The organism is Methylophilus sp. UBA6697 (genome assembly GCF_002454655.1).
Taxonomy (GTDB): domain Bacteria; phylum Pseudomonadota; class Gammaproteobacteria; order Burkholderiales; family Methylophilaceae; genus Methylophilus.
The window spans coordinates 102,300-116,672 of record NZ_DKJH01000003.1; the positions used below are offsets into that span (position 1 = coordinate 102,300).

Sequence of the window (14,373 nt, forward strand, 5' to 3'; positions counted from 1 at the left end):
ATTGTTGTTTGGCTATGTCTTTCGCACGGTTTTTGCGCCGTTTTAACGCAAGACTTGGCACTTTATGCCAATAAACGAGTCATTAAATAAATAAGGCCTAGAGATATTTTTATCCGAATGCAATTGAACATCCCTCACACTGCTATGCACCGCGCAAGCTTATGGATGACCATGTGTGTAGCGTTTGTGTGCGCGGCACTGTTACCTCATGCCGCTGAGGCTGATGAGCTGCTTGAGCCATCTTCAGGTGAAACCCAGCCGTCGAGTGAAATGCGATCATCGCCAGAAACGACGAGTCTCCCTGAGAGTGGCGCGCCAGCCCCTGGCTATAGCCGTGAGCAGTCTGCCATCAAAAATGAAGCCTATAAACAATTTATTAAGTTGCAGGTGAGCCTGGCGGCGGGGACTAAAAATGCCCTTGGCCTGAGCAGTTATGAGCAAGCACATGCGCATTATTGTGCGCTGGCAGCGGAGTCGCGTGACCCCGATGCGCTATTTGCCATGGGCTGGTTTTATAGCACGGGTAAAGGCGTGACAGCGAATCATGATGTTGCTGCGCGCTTTTTCAGTCTGGCGGCGATACAAGGGCACCGTGATGCCAGGGAGTGGCTGGATAACGAGGCCGGTAATGCTGAATTGGCTGTATTGCCTGCCTGTATGCTGAAACAAGGTAATTCTGCGGCGGAAGTGTTGTTCCGCAAGCGTGGCCCGATTTATCAGCTGGTGAAAAAGCATGCGCCAAGCTATGGCGTGGATATCGACTTTGCCATGGCGGTGATCGCAGTAGAGTCGGGTTTTAACCCGAAAGCCACTTCGCGTAAAAAGGCGCAGGGCCTGATGCAGTTATTGCCAGATACGCAAGCCAGGTTTCATGTGAAGGATGCCTATGATCCCGAGCAAAACATCAAGGGTGGATTATCTTATTTGCACTGGCTGATCACTTATTTTAAAGGCGATGTCGAGCTGGTCGCAGCCGCTTACAACGCCGGTGAAAACGCAGTGCAGCGACATCAGGGTATTCCACCGTATCCCGAAACGCGGGACTATGTGAAGCGTATTGCCCGCTATTACAAAAAGAAACATCACGAAGTCAAACAGAAATCGGCTATGCATCAGCTTGAAAGTGCACAGGCGACCTCCTGATTTCTGATAAAACACGTCCCACTGTTAATAAAGAGGGAACGATGTGCACACTGCCAGCATCATAAGCGCGTTATCTATTACAATTTCAGCTTTATTCAACGCGCAGGAGTTTGCAATGTGTCAGTGGTTTAAAGGTCGTGGTGGCTATGTGCTCGGTTTTTTGGCTGGTTTCGGCATTGTGGCACTGGCTTTGTTTATACAGGTGCAAAACCAGTTGGAGCCTTGTCCGCTATGTATCTCCCAGCGCATTATCTTCATGAGCCTGGGGATATTGTTTCTGCTACATGCCTTTATTTCTTCCAAATCCTGGGCTCATGCCGGGCTGACGCTGGTAGAAGTACTCACCGCGCTTGGCGGTGTCGGCGTTGCCATTCGTCACTGGTGGCTGCAAGCGCATAAGGACGACATTATTGCTGACTGCGGTGTCGGCTTTGATTATATGTTTGAAAATTTTCCGCTCAAAAAAGCCCTGACGCTGGTGTTCCGTGGCACAGGCGATTGTGCCGCAATCGACTGGACATTTCTCGGCCTGACCTTGCCGCAACTGGGCTTGATCAGCTTTGTATTGTTTGGTGCCTATGCGGTATTTCTGTTCCGCGCGCGAGCTTAATATTTAAGCAGCCTGTTTAGGTTGCTTTTTGATTAGTCACGCCAAAAGGAATGTGTACTGAAGGCACCACTTCAGAGGCTGTTTTTAAATGCCCGGACTGATCATCGAAGAAAATGTGCGGTCTTAATACCGCCAGGACTTTGCTTTTTTCAATGCCACCCAGAAAGAACGCGTCATTCGCCATCACACCCCAACTTTTTAGTGTGTTCATGGCGCGTTCATGTGCTGGCGCATCCCGCGCTGTCACAATCGAAACTCTCAAGCGGTTTTTGTAAGAAGGATCCAGTTTTTTCTTTTCCTCCTCGGCGGATTGAATGGCGGAAACACGCACAAGCAATTGCTGTAATGGGCCGGGGTTATGAGGCTGCATGACATTCATTGCTTCGTGCGCTTTGAATTCATTCACGTCTTTTCTGGCCTGAAAAACGGTTTCAGACTCATCGTCTACCAATACACCATCAAAGTCGAAGGCAATGCGTAATGCAGCATCCTCTTCGTCATCAATCATTGCTGAGTTCATGACATGGCCAGCAGGCATGTTCAGGCGAATGGCAGAATCAACATCCTCTTTGTTTCCCGAGAGAAAGAGCGATATGTTGAGCGCAGGAATGAATTTGTACGGCGCTTGGCCTTGCATGAAGATGGCTCTCGTCATGCCGATATTGTAATGCTCTATAGACTTCATGACCCGAAGGCCTGTATCAGGGTCATTTTTTGATAGCAATATCACTTCAACCAACGGGTCATCTGGGTGGTGGCTTAGATCATTGAGGGAGAGCAGCCGTTTGATAAATGAAAATGCAATGCCTTTGGGCAGCGGGTTGTGAAGGTTGTTCTCTTGAAACTTACGATAAAGCGCTTCACCGTCTCGTTTAAAGATTTCGTCAGAGTCTGACAAATCAAACATCGCACTCGATGCGACGCCTATCACTAATCTGTTTTCTAGGGTGTATGCCATGATGGTTGAGCGGAGCGTTAAAGGGGTTATCTATTGGTGACGTCTGACATGGCTGATTGCTTAGAAATCGCCTCATGCCATTCTTTAAACGGCGCATCACATAATTGCTCGGCTTGTTGTGATAGCGTTTCAGGTGGCGTGTTGGCCGCGCGTAGCTTGGCCGTTTCGCGTTTTAAACAGCCCAGGTATTTGGCTTTAGCGTAAATCTCTTCGGTTTGCATACTGGCAATCGCCTGGTCGGCCTGGTTGAGTGACTGGCAGAGTGGGGCAGGTTGTGAGGTGGCGTGCCAGGCACTGTCTGCTTTTTGCATATGAATCACATTGGCAATGTCTTGCCCGCGCTTGTGGATCCAGTCTTCGAGAATCTCATTACCGCAGCTTTCGCTTTGGCAACGCATCACGCTCTTCAGCAGCCAGGCAGCTTGCTTGGTCATGCGGTCTTCTGAAATGCCACAATTATGAATGACGTCATGCGAGCGCGAGAAATAGAGTTTGTAATTGGCGCGCCAACTGGCGTAATTGGCACAGGCGACTTTGCGTAAAGGATTGCTTGGCGCGCAGTTCTCGGCTTGCAGGATGTGCAATCGTTCAGGCGCGCGGTTGCCCACGCGGCGACAGGTCAGTGAGATGGCTTGTCCATAGGCCTGCGTCACGCCCCAGAAAGACAAACGTGCCTGGGCAAATGCCGGGCTGCTTTTGAGGGCATTGTTATTTTTCCAGTCCATACTTTCTGAGCTTTGGCTGGATTTATGAAACACGGTTTCGCGTTCTACTTCCAGCGAGAACTCACTGCAAGAGGCTTGCACATATCTGGTCGCAATCGTGTCGTCATGATCGTCGGCGCGGAGTTTGAAAAAAACCATGTCTTCATGCTGGCCAATTTGTAGCGAGTCGAGATCGACTGCCACGGTGAGGAATTTTTCTCGGCCTTGCACGGTTTGCCACTGTTCGGCATGGGCCATTGAGGCGAATAACAGGCATTGCAGGCAAGCAACGGCAAATAAAACAGCAGAACATCTCAGCATGATTAGTAATACGAAAACGACCAAAGTGGTGGCAAGGTACCTAAATGTGGGGGCTTAGTCTAGCGTGGCGGCATAGACACTGTTACGGCCAGCTTGTTTGGCTTCATACAATGCCTGGTCTGCGCGCTGTAATAGTTGTGATAGGTTATCGCCGGGATGCAGCACAGCAACCCCAGCGCTGATGGTAATGTTACCTATGCCCGCCAGGTGCATGGCGTTGATTTGATGGCGCACTTTTTCCGCCAGTTGTGTGGCTTGTTTAAGCGTTGTGCGTGGCGCATAAATAATCAGTTCGTCACCGCCCCAGCGCACGGTGATGTCTGAGATGCGGCTATGTTTTTTAATGCAACTGGCTACAGATTTGAGGACCACATCACCCAATACATGACCGTGGCTATCATTGATCTTTTTGAAATGGTCGATGTCTATCAAAATCAGCGCATCAGAAATTTTCCTGCGCGTGACCGCTGGCGTATGTTCAGCAAAGACAGTTTCAAAGTGATGACGGTTGCTGAGGCCGGTTAAATGGTCGGTGCTGGAAAGCGTTTTCAGGTTTTCTTTTTCAACTTCCAACGCCGTGTTCGCTGCAGCTAATTGCTCGGTGCGTTGTTTGACCAAGGCTTCGAGATCGGTATTGAGTGCTTTTAAATGGCTGGTTTGCGATTCACGCAGGCACTCGTAGTTGCGAATGATAAAGAACTGGGCCAGCAGGTAAAGGCACAGGCTGAGGATGTCGAGATTGCTGTATTCCGAGGGGAAGATGCCCATGACATGGTTACTGATCACCAATATCAGCAATAATGCCAGCATATAGTAACCAGCCACGCGGCCTTTGAGGTAAAACGCCGCGGCCAATATGAGTAACAGCAGTGCACTGCGGGTGGTGGTGCCCATGCCCATGAAAAATACGGTTAAAAACTGCATAAAGCAAAGCCATAAGGCCGTGCTGGCAATTAACTCAATATTTTTCTGGTAGCGATAAAGCACCCACAATAAACCAAAGGCAAGAAATGCGGAGACCAGGTCGACACGGCCGATGAAGGGTTGCAGGTTCCAGCGGATAATGCCCATGGACAGCGATACAATGCCGGAGAACGCAAACACATTATTCAAGAAAACGACTTTATAGCGGACGTTATCGGCTTCGCTCAGTTCTGGAAAAAACTTGATCGGACGCAACATGACGGCAAGCGCTTGGCTAATCCACTTCTTTAACATCCAGTTTCCTTGGTAATTATTGTTTTTGTGATGCAGGCAGTTTATGTAAAATTAGTACTTCACCAGCTAAATCAGGAACGACACTGGAATTTTACATATATTAAGCATCTGCGTGTATTACTTTTAATCGATTCAATTCAGAATATTTTGGGCGCCAGGCCCCGTTCCGTCTGGAAAACAACAAACATCGGTCTGTTATGAAACCATACAAAACTTTAGATGACTTTGTCGGCAATACGCCGCTGGTCGCTTTGCAACGCATGAACCCTAATCCGAGCAACACCATTTTGCTCAAGCTGGAAGGGAATAACCCGGCCGGTTCAGTCAAGGACAGGCCTGCTTACAGCATGATTCTGCGTGCAGAAGCACGCGGCCAGATCAAGCCTGGCGATACCCTGATCGAGGCGACGAGTGGTAATACCGGCATTGCGCTGGCGATGGTCGCTGCCATGCGTGGCTATAAAATGGTATTGGTGATGCCCGAGAATCAGTCGATTGAACGCCGTCAAAGCATGAAAGCCTATGGCGCAGAGCTGGTGCTGACGCCTAAGGACGGCAGTATGGAACTGGCGCGCGATGTCGCATTGAAGCTGCAAGCCGAAGGTGAAGGCATCGTGCTCGACCAGTTTGGCAACACGGATAATCCTTTGGCTCACTACGAAGGCACCGGGCCGGAAATCTGGCGCGATACGGCGGGCAAAGTGACGCATTTTGTGTCCAGCATGGGCACAACGGGCACCATCATGGGCACTTCGCGCTATCTCAAGGAGCAAAACCCGGACATCCAGATCATTGGCGTGCAACCTGAAGACGGCGCGCAAATTCCTGGTATCCGCAAATGGCCAGAAGAATACATGCCATCCATTTTTGATGCCAAGCGCATTGATGAACTACGTTATGTCAGCCAGAAACATGCGGAAGACACCACGCGTAAACTGGCCAACAAAGAAGGTATTTTTGCCGGTATTTCCAGTGGTGGCGCTTTATACAGTGCGCTGCAATTGTCGAAAGAAGTCAACAATGCCGTGATTGTGAGTATCGTTTGTGACCGCGGTGACCGTTATTTGTCTACCGGGGTGTTTCCAGACTGATGCGCATCTGGGGGCTGATGCTACTGGCGTGGTCTCTGCCACTTTGTGCCATGACTGAGATTAGTCTGAGTGCAGACAGTATTTCCAGCGATCTGTTTCAGCTCGATAAACCGCATGCCGTCCTCAATCTGCAGGCCCAGCAGCAGGTACAAGTGCATGCTGATCGTTTGCAACTCGGCGATGTCCGCCTGGATAATCCCAATATTCGGCTGGATATGGGCACGCGGCCGACCTTGCTGGTGACCTCTGACCAGTTGCAAATGCAACCTTACCAGGTACGCCAGCCTAAGATATTTCTTGATTTTCGGCCACAAACTCGCCAGCCTGTATTGTCTTTTTATGCAGAGGTTAAGGCCTTGCAGGATGAAGTATGGGGTACGTTTCATCTGAATTGCCAGGTCCCCGCGCAGGCAGCCACACAACCCTGGCGCTGCGAAGACGGCTTATACCATGATGTGCGTTCGCATGTGCCGTTCAATGTGCTGGTGACGCCAACCTGGAAAGACGCGAATAAAAGCGGCCCTGCAGCCAGGGGCGTAGACCTCGAGCTAGCGGTGCGCGAGGCCAGGTTTAGTGATGCATCGGGTTTGCATGCGGGAGACAAACTCACTGGCAAGGTCAATCTGTCTGCGCACGAACAAGCCGGTGGCTGGCGCTGGCAGGGCGTGTTTCAATGGCAGCAGGGCGAGTTGTTCTGGCAACCGTTTTATTTCGCCGAGGGCAATAAGCGGTTTGAGATTCGTGGCTTTTACCGTCAACCTTATGCTGATATCGAGCAGGCGACTCTGGAATTGCAGGGCGTGGGCACCTTGCATAGCCAAAGCCGCATCAACGTGATCAGCAAAGAATTTGAGTTTTTAAAGGTCGATGCCAAAGAGGTGGATTTTAATGGCGTTTACCAGGCGTTTATCCAGCCACTGATTCCGCATTCCGCGTTTGGCCACTTGAATGTATCTGGCAAGGCAGACTGGTCGTTTGAGGCCAAAGGCTTGCAGCCGCTCAAGTTTCACCTCAATATCACTGACGCCAGTGTCGAGGATCAGGCTGGTAAATTTGGCTTTAGCCACTTTAATGCCGACATTCCTTGGGATTATGATCGTCCCAGGCAGATTGCCATGGGTTACCAGTCCGGCCATATTCTAAAAATCCCCTTGAGTGAAACCCGCTGGCAGGCTGAGGTGGACCGTTTTTCAATTACGGCGCCGCGTTTGCAGTTGCCGATCCTGGATGGTGGGCTTGATTTTCAGGATATTTCCGCTGCCTGGATTAACCAAAGCATGGTCTGGCATGTCAAGATGGACTTGCAACCGATCAGCATGTCTAGCTTCAGCCAGGCGCTGGGTTGGCCGGTAATGCGCGGCCAGATTGCAGGCACGATTCCCCTGGTGACGTACGCTAACCACGAATTGCGTATGGTGGGCGATATGCAGTTCAAACTGTTTAATGGCATGGTGGGCATGTCTGACCTGGATATTGATGACCCTTTGGGCGCGGTGCCCAAGTTACATGCCAATTTCACCATGCGTGAGATTGACCTGGGTGAAATCACGCGTACGTTTAACTTTGGCTCTATCAGCGGCAAGCTGGAAGGCGATATTAAGGATTTACGCCTGCAAAACTGGAAGCCGGTGTCTATGGATGCTTTTGTGCGCACTGCCGACGGCCCGTTCGAGAAGAAAATCTCGCAGCGTGCGGTAGAGAATATTACGGCCTTGGGCGGTGAGGGCACGGCGGCGGCCTTGCAACGCACTTTCTTGCGCTTTTTTAAAGAGTTCGGTTATGAAAAAATTGGCCTGAGCTGCCAGTTGCGCGGCGATATTTGCAAAATGGGCGGCGTCGAACCACTGCCAGATGGTTTTGTGATCGTCAAAGGCAAAGGCGCGCCGTCGGTCAACGTCAATGGCTATACGCAATATGTCAGCTGGAAAGACGTGTTGGGGCGCATGCAGCGCGTGACGGATAGTAATAGTAAAATCATTATCGATTAAACTTGACTATATGATGAAGCACAAAACGGTTCTCAGAAAGGAAGCAGATTGAACCTGACTTTAATAAAACAGGGCTGGATGCGTACCTGGCTATTGGTACTATCGGCCACGGGCTTGAGCGCTTGTGTCACCATTAATATATACTTTCCGGCCGCCGCTGCAGAAAAAGCAGCGGACAAAGTCATAGACGAAATCTGGCAGGTGCCTGCCGGACAATCCCCGGCATCGAGCCAGCATTCTGCGCCGACTGCCACCCCGGTGACCCCGTCTGCAATACCGGTAACGCCGACCGTGAATCCGGAGTCAGCCCCATGATGAGATTGCTACATAATTGTTCACGTTTGTTGCAACTATTCCTGCGCCAGGGTTATCACACTTTGAAGGTTGGTGTGTTTTTGAGCTGTCTGGCGATGCTTTTTGAGGCGTTGCCGGTATATGCCGCGGTGGATCTTGATGTGAATACCCCGGCGGTTGCTGCGGTCAAAGCCAGCATGCAAAGCCGCCATTTGCAGTTGCTGCCGCAATATCAGTCTGGGGCTGTTGGTTTAACCGCAGACGGCTTTGTCGCGGTAAAAGAGGCCGGTTTGGTGCCATTGTCCCAACGTAGTGCGTTGGCTGCGCTGGTCAAGGATGAAAACACTGACCGCGCCAGGTTATATCAGGGCATGGCTGCCGCAAATGGTCACCCTGAATGGGAAGGCGAAATACAACGTACATTTGCCCAGCGCTGGATTGATAAAGCGCAAGCTGGCTGGTTTGTGCAACGTGATGGACAGTGGGTTAAAAAGTGATTGATAAATTAAAAGCAGAAATGGTGTTTTCCATTTCTGCTTTTAATCAGCGCCAAGGAGTGAGGCTTAAAAGTTCAGCTGCATGCCTAGAGACACCATATGCGCATCATAGCCGCTTTCATTTGCGATCTTGCCGTAGTATGAATACGCTGCTTTGATATCTACCATGTCATTGACCGGATATTTGTATCCCGCGCCTAATACGTAGCCAACGCCTTTGTCCTCGGTAGAGTCGCTACCGCTAAACGCACCGGTTAGGCTCGCGCTAGATTGCACTTTTAAGTAAGTTGCACCTGCTTTAACGAAAAAGTTTGGCAACTGTGATGGGCTCAGCAACGCCGACAATTCAATCCCTTTCACATCGGCCTTTGCAGAGCCGCTATAACCCAGTGCATCATCGTTAATCTTTGCTTTTAATTTACCTGTTTTCACGTAAGCGAGCTCTAATGACAGATTGTCATTGAATTTATAGCCAGCAAAAATCCTGCCTGCACCTGTGTTGTTATCCTCACTCACAGAAGGCGTGCTGCCAGTCAGCGCGGTGATTGAATCTTTGATGTCACCTGAATCGCTTTTTGTATGAACATAAGCGGCATCCAATCCAAAATAAACGTTGTACGGCTTGATATGGTGTTCCGTTTCTGGCGAAGCAGCGTGTGCAGGCACTGACATTGCAAGTAAAGCCAAGGGTACAAGTAAAGCCAAGGGTAATAGTGAAGAAGGGGTTTTGGAGAGCTTCATATATATTTTCTTTTTAATTAGTGGTGAGTAATGAGTAATACCCAAGTTTCAGGTGTTTAAATTGTATCTTTTATTGTTAGTCTTTGTAATTTAATTTGTGCGTTTTTATTATTGATGACTTAAGGGTATCTGTTAAATCTTACGTTGTTCAAGTGACAATTTGGTGCGTGATGGCCTAGGTGGCCGGCCAAATTGATACCAAAAATGGGCACATGTTGTTTTTAAAGCTTTCAGCACTGTCTCATGTTCAATTCCGCTCAATGCAGCGACTCATTGCTGGCTCAGCGAACCTTTGCGAGGTAAATAGTCTGAATAATCAGTGGCTTTTACTTGTATGGCTAGCAGGTGAGCAAGATAGCAGGTTCTTGTGCTGAGGGTGTTCGGGTTGGATCAATTCGATAAACAACGCAGTAAAAGTATCGGCTTTCAGTTTCAGGCATGGTCATTGCATACAATCTAAGTGCATGTTCCGATGAAAGGAGTCCGTTGTGGCAACTAATCTTTTCGTTCTCCCTCGCTTGGGTGAAAGTATTCACCAGCAGGATTTGGGGATTTACTACATCCTGAATCACCATACTGGCCGTGTACGATCCTTGATACAGCTGGCACGTGAAAACGTGCATTGGTATCTGATGCAATTGCAGCCGATTGCCGATGGTCTGGATTATCGCTGGTCTGTAATGTCGCGCGAAAATGACTGCGCACTCAAAGCCGCGACTGATAGGCAAATTGCTCATTATTTTTCCAAAGCAGAATATGCTGAACCATCAGGCGCCTGGCAAGTGATGCGTAATGCTGATTTTGGTTTTGCCAAGTTCACGCCGATCGAAGCGCCGCATGAAGTCAGCTACGCCATTCTGACGTTTGATGGTGAAGAGATGAAAGCCCCGGTTCGCTTGCATAAAGCACCTGCAGAGTGGCTGGAAGAAGATTCCGAAACCGATATCCTGCAGTTGGAGTTTGCCTAAGCCATTGCCGGTAGCAACTACCACACGTTGGTGGTAGCTGCTTTCGAGAGGTCTGCCGTATTACGCGGTTGTGCTGACCACATTGCCCGTCGGGCCGCGATGTTGCATGCTGCTTGATAACGCTTGCAGGAAACCACTCAGGCTGGCATTGTCGCTGCTTCCGCCCAGTGCGCTCACTAGTGACTGAAAGCTGCTTTGCAGGTCGCTGGACGAGCTGTCTGAGCTGGTGTCTGTGCTTGTGCTATCCGTCGTGCTGTCATTACTCAAAGAGGCAATCAGGCTTTGCAGTTTCGACTCCATGCCATGACCGCCATAAGGCGGTGGCGGAGGCATCCCCTGTGCTGCACTCGTCGCTTCTGTTTCATTTTCACTACTATCCGTGCTACTGGTATCGGTTGTGCCTTGTGACTGCAAGGCACTGATCAGGTTTTGTAAAAAGCTATTCAGCGCACTGGCGGCATCGGTGGTGCTGTCGCTGCTGGTAGACGTGTCTGTACTGTCTGCGCTGGTGCTCGTACTTGTGCTGCTGGTACCGGACTGACCAAAAATGGATTCCAGGCCACCTTCAATGCCTGCGCTTTTCAGTGCAGAATCAATGGCACCCAGCAAGCCGCCACCATCCTTGCCTTGACCTTCGCCGTCGGGTGGCGGTGGTGGAGGTTGCATGCCGCTACGCTGACTGACCTGCGACAAAGATTGAATACTATTGTTACTGCCTAATGAACTGATAGATGTCATGATGAGAGCTCCGTAAATTTTAATCCGTAAGTGTCAAAGGTTCAGGGCTGATGTGATTGCTCCCTGGCAATACATCGTGTTAACTGAACATGGCCAGATTAAAGCGGAACATGGTTTTTTGATTGCTTGAAAAAACACAAAAAGTATTTATAAATCAGTTATTTAATTGTATCAATTGATACAAATGGCCGTGGATTGTATCAATTGATACAATTGCCCCATTTTTTGTACAAACGACGCGTGAAAATAAGGTTTTCTGGTGTAAGCCTGGGCGCTGTGTTATTTTAAAAAGCAATTTTTTCACGAGTATAGTCATGCTAAGTTTGGTGTTTGATATTGAAACCATTCCGGATGTGGACGGGATTCGTCAGTTACATGACCTGCCTGCCAGTTTAAGTGATGCTGACGTGGCTAATATCGCTTTTCACCAACGCCGCCAGCAGAATGGCACTGACTTTTTGCCACACCATTTGCAGCGCGTTTGTGCAATATCTTGCGCTTTGCGCGAGGGCAGCCAGTTTCGCGTATGGACCCTGGGCGATGAGCAGTCGACCGAAGCAGAAATTATCCAGCGCTTTTTCGACGGCATTGAAAAATACACACCTAACCTGGTGAGCTGGAATGGCGGTGGTTTTGACTTGCCCGTGCTGCACTACCGTGCCATGGTGCATGGTATCGCCGCGCCGCGCTATTGGGACCTGGGTGAAGACGACAAAGACTTTAAGTGGAATAACTACATCAGTCGCTATCACATGCGTCATCTGGATTTAATGGATGTGCTGGCTATGTATAGCGGACGCGCTAACGCACCGCTGGACCAGATGGCACAGTTATGCGGCTTCCCCGGTAAATTGGGCATGGATGGCAGCAAGGTGTGGCAGGCTTACCTGAATGGTGAAGTAAAAGCGATCCGTGATTATTGCGAAACCGATGTCGCCAACACGCACCTGGTGTATTTACGCTTTCTCAAAATGCGCGGTCACTTGAATGAGGCCAACTATGCGGCTGAAATCCAGTTGGTGCGCGAAACCTTATTCGGTTACGGCGGTGAGCACTGGCAACAGTTTATGGCTGCCTGGGCTTGAGGTTAAACGTCTGGTTTGGCGATATCTAACATCTTAATATTACCGCCGATAAACCCTTGACGGCGTTTAGCGGCGGTTAAGGTTTTTAAGGCGTCTCAGTGGCAGGCACTTCTGGTGCTGCAGTATCTTCTACTGTTGGTTCTACAGTATCTTCATCAATCTTGTTTTTCCAGTTCAGGATCACGCGTTGGTGCTTTTTGGCGTCATGCGTAAAGCGGTAACGCTGTTCACTGCCAAGGTAACTGGCAATAGCCTGATATTTGCCGCTGGGCAGGTTTAACAACAACCTGGGTGCAGCGTGCTCCAGCGCAAATACGGTCTGATTTTTGCTGTCGACGATGCTGATGTTGATATCATCAATCACGCGGCCGACTTTGCCTTCGGAAAACAGGAAATACAGATTGAATTGCTTTTTAAAGGACTCCATGGCGTCGACTTCTTCTGAGCCTATGCCACCGGTGACATAGTCCACGCCGTGGACCTCTTGCTGAATAGCCACTTCGTCAGCGAAGCAGAAAGACGATGAAAAAAGTGCTACCACCAGTGTCGTGGTTAAGCGCCATTGTTTAAGCATCACAGACTCCTTATTTTGATTGGTTTGCTGGATGATTGTATGCCCAATTCAGGTAAAATAACAGGTTATGAGAAACAACCGTCAAAGATCCTCCAACCTGTCGTCTGCCGCCAGGGCAGCGCAGACTCCCCGCATTGCCACCATTGAATCCCTCGACCAGGAAGGTCGCGGTGTCACCCATGTCGATGGCAAGGTCATTTTTATTGAAGGCGCATTGCCATTTGAAGAGGTGAAGTTTGTCTCGCATCATGTCAAGGCGACCTATGAGTTGGCGACGACGGTCGAGGTGTTGAAACAGTCCAGCCAGCGTGTGACGCCCGGCTGTGCCTATTTTGGCACTTGCGGTGGCTGCGCCATGCAGCATCTGGAGTTTTCCGCGCAGGTGGCAGCCAAGCAGCGCATGCTGGAGGCTGATTTATGGCATATCGGCCGCGTGCGCGCTGAGAAAGTCCTGCCGCCGATTCAGGGCACGCCATGGCATTATCGCCACAAGGCTCGCTTGCGCGTGCGCTATGTCGAGAAAAAGGGCGGCGTGCTGGTCGGCTTTAATGAAAAAGGCACCAGCTATGTGACTTCTATGGATAGCTGTGAAGTGCTGACGCAACCAGTGTCTGATCTGATCGTACCGTTGAAAGCCTTGATCGGCCAACTGTCTATCAAGCAGGCAGTGCCGCAAATTGAGTTGGCGGTTGGTGAAGATGCGACTGTATTGGTGTTCCGCATTATGGAAGCGCTGACCGAGGCCGATATCGCCTTGCTGCAAACCTTTGAAGAAACGCACGGCGCCCAGGTGTGGACGCAAACCAAGGGTCCGGACACCGTCAAGCCATTGTTCACGCATGGTGATATGCTGCATTACAGTTTGCCTGAGTTTAACCTGCAATATCCGTTTAGCCCAATTGAGTTTACCCAGGTCAACCCGGCGATTAACCGTGTCATGATTCGTCGTGCGCTGCAATTGTTGCAGCCACAAGCCGGTGAGCGCATTGCTGACTTTTTCTGCGGCTTGGGCAATTTTACGCTGCCGATTGCGCGCAGTGGTGCCAGCGTCTATGGCGTCGAGGGATCACAAGCATTGGTAAAACGCGCGGTGGAAAATGCACAGCTCAATGGCGTCAGCAATGTTGAATTTGCTGAATCTGATTTGTTCGATATGACACCTGAATCATTGCAGTCGCTGGGCGCGTTTGATAAGTGGCTTGTAGACCCGCCGCGGGATGGTGCGATTGAGTTGATCAAGTCCCTGCCGGATGCAGAAGATGCCAACGCTGACCATGCACCATCACGTATTGTCTACGTGTCGTGCAACCCGGCGACGCTGGCGCGTGATGCGGCAATCCTGACGCAGTCTAAAGGCTATCGCCTGGAAGCCGCTGGCGTGATGAACATGTTCCCGCATACGGCGCATGTTGAATCTATCGCGATTTTTGAGAAGATTTAAGG

General features: G+C 50.0%; 15 protein-coding genes. 9 read left to right on the forward strand and 6 right to left on the reverse strand.

The features are described 5' to 3' along the window. Positions 1–171 precede the first annotated feature (171 nt). Both B3355_RS01780 and B3355_RS01785 read left to right on the forward strand, forming a co-directional pair. Positions 172–1,143, forward strand: a complete 972-nt coding sequence (locus tag B3355_RS01780) for a lytic transglycosylase domain-containing protein (RefSeq protein WP_292779649.1) — start codon at positions 172–174, stop codon at positions 1,141–1,143. Positions 1,144–1,258: 115 nt separating this feature from the next. Further along, positions 1,259–1,753: a disulfide bond formation protein B gene (locus B3355_RS01785; RefSeq protein WP_292779651.1), complete on the forward strand. Its 495-nt coding sequence runs from the start codon at positions 1,259–1,261 to the stop codon at positions 1,751–1,753. 16 nt (positions 1,754–1,769) lie between these two features. On the opposite strand, the gene B3355_RS01790 is transcribed toward B3355_RS01785, so the two are convergent. The 3 genes from B3355_RS01790 to B3355_RS01800 are packed head-to-tail and all read right to left on the reverse strand — an operon-like array spanning position 1,770 to position 4,954. Next, positions 1,770–2,711, reverse strand: coding sequence for a 5'-nucleotidase (locus tag B3355_RS01790; RefSeq protein ID WP_292779653.1), 942 nt, complete (start codon positions 2,709–2,711; stop codon positions 1,770–1,772). Between the two features lie 26 nt (positions 2,712–2,737). Then, positions 2,738–3,736: a hypothetical protein gene (locus B3355_RS01795; protein WP_292779655.1), complete on the reverse strand. Its 999-nt coding sequence runs from the start codon at positions 3,734–3,736 to the stop codon at positions 2,738–2,740. 54 nt (positions 3,737–3,790) lie between these two features. Next, complete coding sequence (locus tag B3355_RS01800; RefSeq protein WP_292779656.1) at positions 3,791–4,954, reverse strand: GGDEF domain-containing protein; 1,164 nt, start codon at positions 4,952–4,954, stop codon at positions 3,791–3,793. 197 nt (positions 4,955–5,151) lie between these two features. On the opposite strand from B3355_RS01800, the gene cysM reads away from it, so the two are divergent. From cysM to B3355_RS01820, 4 genes are all read left to right on the forward strand, one after another. Beyond that, on the forward strand, positions 5,152–6,045 hold the full coding sequence (gene cysM / locus B3355_RS01805; protein WP_019881775.1) for a cysteine synthase CysM: 894 nt from the start codon (positions 5,152–5,154) through the stop codon (positions 6,043–6,045). A gap of 50 nt (positions 6,046–6,095) precedes the next feature. Next, the gene (locus B3355_RS01810; protein ID WP_292779658.1) at positions 6,096–8,033 is read left to right on the forward strand and encodes a hypothetical protein; all 1,938 of its coding nucleotides are present in this window, start codon (positions 6,096–6,098) and stop codon (positions 8,031–8,033) included. 78 nt (positions 8,034–8,111) lie between these two features. Then, the gene (locus B3355_RS01815) at positions 8,112–8,348 is read left to right on the forward strand and encodes a hypothetical protein (RefSeq protein ID WP_200884061.1); all 237 of its coding nucleotides are present in this window, start codon (positions 8,112–8,114) and stop codon (positions 8,346–8,348) included. Further along, positions 8,345–8,824, forward strand: coding sequence for a YdbL family protein (locus B3355_RS01820; protein ID WP_292779664.1), 480 nt, complete (start codon positions 8,345–8,347; stop codon positions 8,822–8,824). The genes B3355_RS01815 and B3355_RS01820 overlap by 4 nt, the downstream gene beginning before the upstream one ends. 66 nt (positions 8,825–8,890) lie before the next feature. Here B3355_RS01820 and B3355_RS01825 read toward each other — a convergent pair whose 3' ends face one another. Further along, positions 8,891–9,565, reverse strand: coding sequence for an outer membrane beta-barrel protein (locus B3355_RS01825; RefSeq protein ID WP_292779666.1), 675 nt, complete (start codon positions 9,563–9,565; stop codon positions 8,891–8,893). A gap of 488 nt (positions 9,566–10,053) precedes the next feature. Between B3355_RS01825 and B3355_RS01830 the strand changes: the two genes are divergently transcribed. After that, positions 10,054–10,533, forward strand: a complete 480-nt coding sequence (locus tag B3355_RS01830; protein WP_292779668.1) for a hypothetical protein — start codon at positions 10,054–10,056, stop codon at positions 10,531–10,533. 60 nt (positions 10,534–10,593) lie between these two features. Here the strand turns inward: B3355_RS01830 and B3355_RS01835 are convergent, their stop codons facing one another. Continuing rightward, positions 10,594–11,271: a hypothetical protein gene (locus tag B3355_RS01835; RefSeq protein ID WP_292779670.1), complete on the reverse strand. Its 678-nt coding sequence runs from the start codon at positions 11,269–11,271 to the stop codon at positions 10,594–10,596. Between the two features lie 314 nt (positions 11,272–11,585). Here B3355_RS01835 and B3355_RS01840 point away from each other — a divergent pair, with 314 nt between their 5' ends. Then, positions 11,586–12,356: a 3'-5' exonuclease gene (locus B3355_RS01840; RefSeq protein ID WP_292779672.1), complete on the forward strand. Its 771-nt coding sequence runs from the start codon at positions 11,586–11,588 to the stop codon at positions 12,354–12,356. Between the two features lie 85 nt (positions 12,357–12,441). On the opposite strand, the gene B3355_RS01845 is transcribed toward B3355_RS01840, so the two are convergent. Next, entirely contained in the window at positions 12,442–12,930 is a 489-nt protein-coding gene (locus B3355_RS01845; protein WP_019881783.1) for a hypothetical protein, read from the reverse strand. Between the two features lie 67 nt (positions 12,931–12,997). Between B3355_RS01845 and rlmD the strand changes: the two genes are divergently transcribed. Next, complete coding sequence (gene rlmD / locus B3355_RS01850; protein WP_292779674.1) at positions 12,998–14,371, forward strand: 23S rRNA (uracil(1939)-C(5))-methyltransferase RlmD; 1,374 nt, start codon at positions 12,998–13,000, stop codon at positions 14,369–14,371. The last annotated feature ends 2 nt before the right edge of the window (positions 14,372–14,373 follow it).

Coding starts and splice junctions, on each gene's coding strand:
- B3355_RS01810 (WP_292779658.1), top strand. CDS start 6,096: ATGACTGAGATTAGTCTGAGTGCAGACAGTATTTCCAGCGATCTGTTT.
- B3355_RS01800 (WP_292779656.1), bottom strand. CDS start 4,954: ATGTTAAAGAAGTGGATTAGCCAAGCGCTTGCCGTCATGTTGCGTCCG.
- B3355_RS01825 (WP_292779666.1), bottom strand. CDS start 9,565: ATGAAGCTCTCCAAAACCCCTTCTTCACTATTACCCTTGGCTTTACTT.
- B3355_RS01790 (WP_292779653.1), bottom strand. CDS start 2,711: ATGGCATACACCCTAGAAAACAGATTAGTGATAGGCGTCGCATCGAGT.
- B3355_RS01795 (WP_292779655.1), bottom strand. CDS start 3,736: ATGCTGAGATGTTCTGCTGTTTTATTTGCCGTTGCTTGCCTGCAATGC.
- B3355_RS01785 (WP_292779651.1), top strand. CDS start 1,259: ATGTGTCAGTGGTTTAAAGGTCGTGGTGGCTATGTGCTCGGTTTTTTG.
- rlmD (WP_292779674.1), top strand. CDS start 12,998: ATGAGAAACAACCGTCAAAGATCCTCCAACCTGTCGTCTGCCGCCAGG.
- B3355_RS01820 (WP_292779664.1), top strand. CDS start 8,345: ATGATGAGATTGCTACATAATTGTTCACGTTTGTTGCAACTATTCCTG.
- B3355_RS01840 (WP_292779672.1), top strand. CDS start 11,586: ATGCTAAGTTTGGTGTTTGATATTGAAACCATTCCGGATGTGGACGGG.
- B3355_RS01815 (WP_200884061.1), top strand. CDS start 8,112: ATGCGTACCTGGCTATTGGTACTATCGGCCACGGGCTTGAGCGCTTGT.
- B3355_RS01845 (WP_019881783.1), bottom strand. CDS start 12,930: ATGCTTAAACAATGGCGCTTAACCACGACACTGGTGGTAGCACTTTTT.
- B3355_RS01780 (WP_292779649.1), top strand. CDS start 172: ATGTGTGTAGCGTTTGTGTGCGCGGCACTGTTACCTCATGCCGCTGAG.
- B3355_RS01835 (WP_292779670.1), bottom strand. CDS start 11,271: ATGACATCTATCAGTTCATTAGGCAGTAACAATAGTATTCAATCTTTG.
- cysM (WP_019881775.1), top strand. CDS start 5,152: ATGAAACCATACAAAACTTTAGATGACTTTGTCGGCAATACGCCGCTG.